The organism is Streptosporangium sp. NPDC005286 (assembly GCF_040607515.1).
Taxonomy (GTDB): domain Bacteria; phylum Actinomycetota; class Actinomycetes; order Streptosporangiales; family Streptosporangiaceae; genus Streptosporangium.
In genome coordinates this window covers 116,610-123,132 of record NZ_JBEXGU010000006.1, presented here as the reverse complement: position 1 = coordinate 123,132, position 6,523 = coordinate 116,610, and the positions used below count along the sequence as shown (strand labels likewise).

Sequence of the window (6,523 nt, the reverse complement as noted above, 5' to 3'; positions counted from 1 at the left end):
GCCACGCCCACCTCCCAGAACTACTCCGGGACCAGGCTGGCCTGCTCACCCGCCGAGATCAAATAGCCCAGCAAGGTTCGGTGACACGCCACTAGTCGGGGCAGTAGAACCAGTAGCGGGCCTGACCGGACACGCTCGCGTACGGCTCGTCGATCTCAAGGCGCCAGTACCCCTGCTCCCCGCGCCGGCCGGCGGGCACCGTCCACTGCTTGGACACGTCGACGATGCCGGCCGAGGTGAGCGTCAGTGAGGTCCACGGGTCGCGAACCCAGGCGTTGTTCGTCTGGGTGCTCTTGCGCGCGTACGCGTAGCGGATGGGACCCGGCCCCAGCGCGGTGATCGAGCCCTTCAGCGTGAAGATGGCGGGCCTGGGCAGCTCGCAGCTCTCATCCTCGCTGGTGAAATCGACCTGCGTCAGATTCGGCGTCGCGAGGGGCCGGCAGGTCGTGGACCAGGCGGTCAGGCCGGACATGAGGGGGGTGGAGCTCAGGTCGGGGAACAGGAGCGCCACCTTCCCGCTGCCCGGGCGCTGTCGCGGCAGTCGCGGGCCGTCGACGTACTGTGTGCCGCCGTTCTCCGCGATCTGCGCGGTCTGCACACCGGTCCCGAGCAGCGGTTGTCCGTTCTCGTCGATCCACTGGTAGCGCGTCGTCCCCTTGCCGGAGGTGATCTTGGCGCGCAGCGGGGTCGAGAAGTCCGGGCCGCACGGGCCGTCGTACGCCCATCGCGCCCCTTCTCGGGTAGCGGCACCCCGCTGCCGCATGCTCGCCCCACGGTGCCGGACGGTGCTGGGAAGCGGCTTGTGAACCAATGAGAAGGAGACGCGGTAGCCGAGATACGGGGGGCCGGGGACGTCTTCGCAGGTTGGTGGCCTGACAGTCACTTCGTGAGTGACGGCACGAGCCGGGAGCCGGTCGGCGAGGTCTCCATTCACGCACAAGTGAGCAACAAGCGGCGGTTGAGACCTTGGTCTGGTTTCGGGCGTGTCCAAGGAGGATTCATGCGCTTACGAAGATCGTTCCTGGCCGCCGCGATCGCGCTGCTCGCTCTGATCTGCGTGCCCGCCCTGCCGGCCCAGGCGTACCCGGTACAGGGCGACCTGCCCTGGTCGGTGCTGCTGTGCAAGTTCGCCGACCGTCCGGAGGAGCCCAAACCTCCGCAGTTCTTCCGGGAGCTGTTCACCGACGCGGGCAAGGGCCTCGGCGGGTTCGCCGACTACCTGGCCGACCAGTCGGGCGGCCGGACGAGCGTGGCGGGATCGGTGGTGAAGGGCTGGTACACGATGCCCTTCACGCTGGAGCAGGCCAGGACCAAGGGCCGGTGGCAGAGAATCGAGGACTGCGTGCAGACGGCCGCCGCCGCCGGATACACCGTTCCGTCCGACCACTGGACCGCCGTCATGATCAACGCCCCGGTGGACTCCGGCAGCTGGGGAAAGCGGGTGCTGCTGGACCCGCTCGCCTGGAACCTCGGCTTCGCCACCCACGAGGTGCTGCACGGCTACGACAGGGACCACTCCTTCTCCGACGACCCCACCTACCGCAACGCCGACTGGTCCCAGATCGGCGAGTACGACGACCAGTGGGACATCATGAGCGCCATGCACATCCACAGGTACGAGACGAAGAGGTTCGGCACCAGCGCGGTCGGCCTCAACGGTCCCACCCGTGACGAGATGGGCTGGCTGGAGCCGCACCGGATCGTCACGCTCGGCGCGGACGGCGTGGCGAGCCGGACCGTGCGCCTCGTACCGCTGGACCAGCCCAGCAAGATCGGCACGCAGATGGTACGCGTCCCGTTCGACGTCGCCGACCCGTTCCACTACTACACGGTGGAGTTCCGCAAGAAGACCGGCCAGAGCGCCGGCATCCCCGCCGACATCGTGCTCCTGCACGAGGTCAAGAACGGCGTGTCGTACCTGCTGAAGGACCGGATAACGCGCAATCCCGTGACCTCGCTGAACACCAACGGGGTCAGCGTCTCGATCGACTCCGTGGGGCAGGACGAGGCGGTCGTCACGGCCAGCACCAACCTCACCCAGAAGTGCCTGGACGGCTACGTCCACCGCAAGGCGACGCACGACGACCTGGTGTGCGTGACACCGGCCGTCTACGAGCAGACCCAGGCCGACACCGCCGACGCCGCCAACTGGGAGGAGAACGGCAAGTGCACCCCCTCGTACACGCGGCGACTGGCCACGCCGTCTGACAAAGTGTGCGTGCCCGCCAGCACGCGCCGTCAGGTGGTCTCCGACAACGCCACCGCCGCCTCGCGGAGCAACCCGGCCAGGCTCGTCCTGGGCCCCAACGCCTGCAAACCGGGCTATGTCTGGCGGGGAGCCGACAGCACCGACCAGGTCTGCGTCACCCAGGAGATCCGCGACCAGGTGATCGCCGACAACATGATGGGAGCCGGACGCTGGACGAACGGCCCGGACGGGCCGCGCAGTTGCATCCAGGGCTACGTCTGGCGTGAGGCCTTCGCCGGCGACAACATCTGCGTGACAGCCGACCGGCGCGAACGCGCCCTGCGCGACACGCACACCTCCTGGGAGCGGGTCCTGCGCCCAGCGGGTTAGCGGCCACCTTCATCGTAGTGCCAAGCCTTTGTCTGGGAGATGTCGAGGAATTGAATGGACATTTCGCCCGGTTGGTGGAGGCATCGTGACAGGCGTTTTTGAGCGACTGGCAGTTCGCAGGAATGGTGATGACCCAATGAGTGCCGAAGTGGTTCCCATGCTCGGTCTGCTGGGCAGTGTCGAACTGCCCGGGGTGGCCGAGTCGGTCGGTACGGCCCGGCGATATGTCAGGGGCGTGCTGAAGAACTCAGGTCAGCGGGATATGTACGACGCGGAGCTCCTGGTCAGCGAACTGGTCTCGAACGCGGTAAGACATTCGAAGTCGGGGTGCGCCGGTGGGCTGGTGACGGTTGTGGTGGCGAACTGCGGCGAGACCATTCAGATAGCGGTGGCCGACAGCGGGTCCGCCACCTGTGCCCCTAAGGTGCCGATCGAATCGGACGAGGACGCCGAGGGAGGCCGCGGTCTCTGGCTGATCCGCGAACTGGCCCTGTCGTGGGGCTGGCACGAGGGTACGGCGGGCCGGATCGTCTGGTTCCGGCTGGCGCGGTGATGATCGGCGTGCCGACCCCGGAGAGATGGCCATCTTGACCGTCCGGTACGGCAGACAGTGGCTCATCCCCGAGGCGGCCGGAGGCGGCTACTGCGCGGTCCGCCGCGGTCTGTCCGAGGAGAATGGCCTGCCCAACGCGATGCGCGCGACCACCCTCGGCGAAATGGCCCGCCGCCTGGCAGTCGAAAGGAAGCGCGAGAATCGACCGGCGGGGCACTGACTCACGGGCTCGCACTTTTCTCTTCGGCCGAGGACGGAATGCCCTTGTACTGGGACTGCAAGGATCCCATGTTCTGCTCATACTGCTATAGCGGCAGCTCCGTCGTCACGAAAACTTTTCACTCATGGGCCGCCTCACTCCGCCCGGAAGGCGACGCTCTGCTGCGGCAACCCGGGCTCAGCCTGGACTGGATTTCCAAGGCGGTGAGTGCGGGAAAAATCTATGGCTACATAGAAACTGCGGAGCAGAGATCGGAGCGATTGCGATGTTAAACGGTGAGCGACCAGGCGCGGCCCAAGCCCCTACGCCACACGCGCGGACGTGCCCTTTCAAGATCTAAAATCAGTGGCCGGTGGGGGAGCGGGAAGGCTAGGTTCCGGTGGTGACGGCTGCCCCCGAATCGGCAGAGGTTTCTCCCCGCGGCATATGGTTCATCAGGACCGGTGTCGTCTCGGTCCCGCTGTGGCGGCCGGACGTGAATCCCCTCGGTGAGCCCCCGGTAGGCGGCGTCGGTCGTAAGAGGCGGTAGCCGGTTGCCCGCCGTGGCGGGCAATCTACGGATCTGCGGGTGGCCCGGCCGCCTTGAAGTCATCGGAGATGGAGATATCTTGTCGATTCACATTGATCCGCTGGCCGATCCCAGTCCGGGGGCGTCCAGCCGTCGCCTGGTGTGGCTGGCCTCTGCCGGCGATGGAGTCCCGGTGGGATCGGCGTTTCTGCGCCTGTTCACCCGTGAGGGCCAGGACCACCTGGCCGAACTGGAGCTGAACGTGCATCCCGCGGAGCGGCGCAAGGGCGTCGGCTCCGAGTTGCTGGCGCGGACGGTGGCGGGCGCCGAGCGGGAAGGGCGGCGCTGTGTGCTCGCCCAGGCTCGGGCCGGTACGCCGGGTGACCGGTTCCTGGCGGCCAGGGGGTTCAGGAAGGTGCTCGCCCTGACGTACACCAGGCTGGTGCCGGCCCAGGCAGGCGTGGACACGGTCGCCGACCGGCCGCACGCCGGGTATCGGCTGTGTTCTTGGGACGGGACGGTGCCGTACGACCTGGCCGACACCTTCACCGCCTCCCGCCGGGCCATGGACGACATGCCGATGGACGACGCCGACTACGGTGTCGTGGTCTGGGACGTCGAGCGGGTCAGGGCGGCCGCCCAGGCCATCGAGGACCGCGGCGAGTCGCTCCACACGGTCGTCGCCATCGACGAGTCCGACGGCTCGATCGCCGGGTTCACCGAGTTGGTCGTCCCCGGCGACGGCAAGGGGGACGGTCAGCACTACGGTACGGGAGTCCTGCCAGCACACCGCGGACGCGGCCTGGCCAGATGGATGAAGGCCGAGATGATCCGGCAGGTCCGTGAACGCTATCCGGAACTGGGCGGACTGCTGGCGGACACGGCCGACAGCAACACCCACATGCGGGCCGTCAACGACTCGCTCGGCTACCGGCCCACCCACAAAACCTTCCAGTACCAGCTGGACCTGTGAGGTTCCCGGTGGCGGCCGGGTGTCCCGCCGCCACCACCGGGAACGGCTCAGCCGACGACGCGGAACCGGATGCTCGTCGCGTGCGGCACCTCGGTCAGCTCGACGCGACCGGCTCCCACAACCGGTCAGGGAACGGCTGCATCCACGCGATGTCGGTACGGGGCGGCAGCGAGACGCTCGGATCCGACGGCCCGGACAGGTACTGGGGGAGCACCCGGTGCGCCCGGCCGTCGAGGACGTCGAGGCACGCGTTCGTCGCGATCCGGTACAGCCAGGCCCGGAACGTCGAGCGCCCCTCGAAACCGCCGAGGCTCTTCCACGCGCGCAGGAACGTCTCCTGCACCAGGTCCTCCGCCTCGTCGAACGAGCCCAGCATCCGGTAGCAGTGCACCCGCAGCTCACCCCGGTGACGCTCGACGAGCGCCGCGAACGCGGGTTCGTCGCCCGCCCGCGCGGCGTCCACCACCGCGTCGCCGTCACCCGTGCCCGTCAGCAGCCCCTCGCCCCTACCCCGGCCGCCGGCCGAAGTCTGGCAGAAACCCTACGACAGACTCGCCCGGCACCTGGAACCCGGCGGTGAGGGCCGACTGATGCCGAACGTCTCGCCCCGCTGACCCGTGCCGAGCTCCTGTTCGCCTTCGGAACAGCGATTCCGCAGGTGGATGACGAAGGATTTCGCGTTCTGAGTCCTCCGCCGCGCGTCTTCACGTCGTCCTGCGAAACCGGGGCCGTGCTTGAGGTCGCCCTGGTTTCGGTACCTCTCGGACGGTCTGGCGATAGGGTGCACGCGTGCGTTGATCTTCCGGGCGGCGGCCAGGTGCCGCCGCGGACGGCGTGGGCGACCCCGGCAGACGGGGCCGCCCCGGCAGGCATACCCGCCACCATCCCACCGGAGATCACGCGATGCCCGCTCAGCGGCCCCTCACCTACCACGCGTTCGTCGAACTTGCCGCCGCCGCCCCCGCCGTCGTCGGCCTCGTCCTCAAGGGCTCCCACGCCCACGACGACATGACCACCGACCACTCCGACCACGACCTGTACGTGGTTCTCGCCGACAGCGCGACAACGGACCTCACCCGGTTCACCGGCCACCGCACCCCCGAGCTCGACCTCGTCATCATTTCCCTCGCCGAGTTCCGCGCGGCCGGAATGCCAGGCTTCGAGCGCTACGCCCTCGCCCGCGCCCGGGTCGTGCTCGACCGGCTCGACGGAGGCATCGCCCGGATCCTGGCAGCCAAGGCGCGGCTCGATGCCGATGAGGCGTTCCGGGGCTCCGCTGAATGGCTCGACGCCTATGCCAACTCCCTCTACCGCTCCGTCAAGAACGACCGTGACGGACACGCGCTCGCCGCCCGTCTCGACGCCGCCGACAGCATCCGATTCTTGCTGGAGCTGCTCTTCGCGCTCGACCGTCGTCCATGTCCCTACAACAGGTACCTGGAATGGGAGCTCGCCCGATACCCGCTGCCCGGCTGGGACACCGAAATGCTGCTGGACGCCGCGGACCACATCTTGGGAACGGGCGACGTGCCCCTGCAGCGGCGCCTCTTCGCCCAGGTCGAGTCGGCGGCCCGCCGCGCCGGGCACGGCGCGGTGCTGGACGCATGGGGTGAGGACCTCGACCTGATGCGACCGCGATAGGGCATGCCGCGAACGGCCCCCGCGGTGCCGCTCGCGCCGCTGGATGCGGT

General features: G+C 68.5%; 7 protein-coding genes. 5 read left to right on the top strand and 2 right to left on the bottom strand.

Going from position 1 to position 6,523, the window contains the following annotated elements:
* Window positions 1-91: 91 nt before the first annotated feature.
* On the bottom strand, window positions 92-763 hold the full coding sequence (locus ABZU75_RS04455; RefSeq protein WP_355549411.1) for a hypothetical protein: 672 nt from the start codon (window positions 761-763) through the stop codon (window positions 92-94).
* A gap of 237 nt (window positions 764-1,000) precedes the next feature.
* Between ABZU75_RS04455 and ABZU75_RS04450 the strand changes: the two genes are divergently transcribed.
* The 4 genes from ABZU75_RS04450 to ABZU75_RS04435 all read left to right on the top strand — a co-directional run bounded on the left by ABZU75_RS04450 (window position 1,001) and on the right by ABZU75_RS04435 (window position 4,832).
* Window positions 1,001-2,578: a hypothetical protein gene (locus tag ABZU75_RS04450; protein ID WP_355549409.1), complete on the top strand. Its 1,578-nt coding sequence runs from the start codon at window positions 1,001-1,003 to the stop codon at window positions 2,576-2,578.
* A 136-nt stretch (window positions 2,579-2,714) separates the two neighbouring features.
* On the top strand, window positions 2,715-3,131 hold the full coding sequence (locus ABZU75_RS04445; protein WP_355549406.1) for an ATP-binding protein: 417 nt from the start codon (window positions 2,715-2,717) through the stop codon (window positions 3,129-3,131).
* Window positions 3,132-3,156: 25 nt separating this feature from the next.
* Window positions 3,157-3,351, top strand: coding sequence for a hypothetical protein (locus ABZU75_RS04440; protein WP_355549404.1), 195 nt, complete (start codon window positions 3,157-3,159; stop codon window positions 3,349-3,351).
* Window positions 3,352-3,893: 542 nt separating this feature from the next.
* Window positions 3,894-4,832, top strand: coding sequence for a GNAT family N-acetyltransferase (locus ABZU75_RS04435; RefSeq protein WP_355549402.1), 939 nt, complete (start codon window positions 3,894-3,896; stop codon window positions 4,830-4,832).
* A gap of 94 nt (window positions 4,833-4,926) precedes the next feature.
* Here the strand turns inward: ABZU75_RS04435 and ABZU75_RS04430 are convergent, their stop codons facing one another.
* Window positions 4,927-5,298, bottom strand: coding sequence for a sigma-70 family RNA polymerase sigma factor (locus ABZU75_RS04430; RefSeq protein WP_355549400.1), 372 nt, complete (start codon window positions 5,296-5,298; stop codon window positions 4,927-4,929).
* Window positions 5,299-5,735: 437 nt separating this feature from the next.
* Between ABZU75_RS04430 and ABZU75_RS04425 the strand changes: the two genes are divergently transcribed.
* A complete protein-coding gene (locus ABZU75_RS04425; protein ID WP_355549398.1) occupies window positions 5,736-6,473 on the top strand; it encodes a hypothetical protein in 738 nt (245 codons plus the stop codon).
* Window positions 6,474-6,523 lie beyond the last annotated feature (50 nt).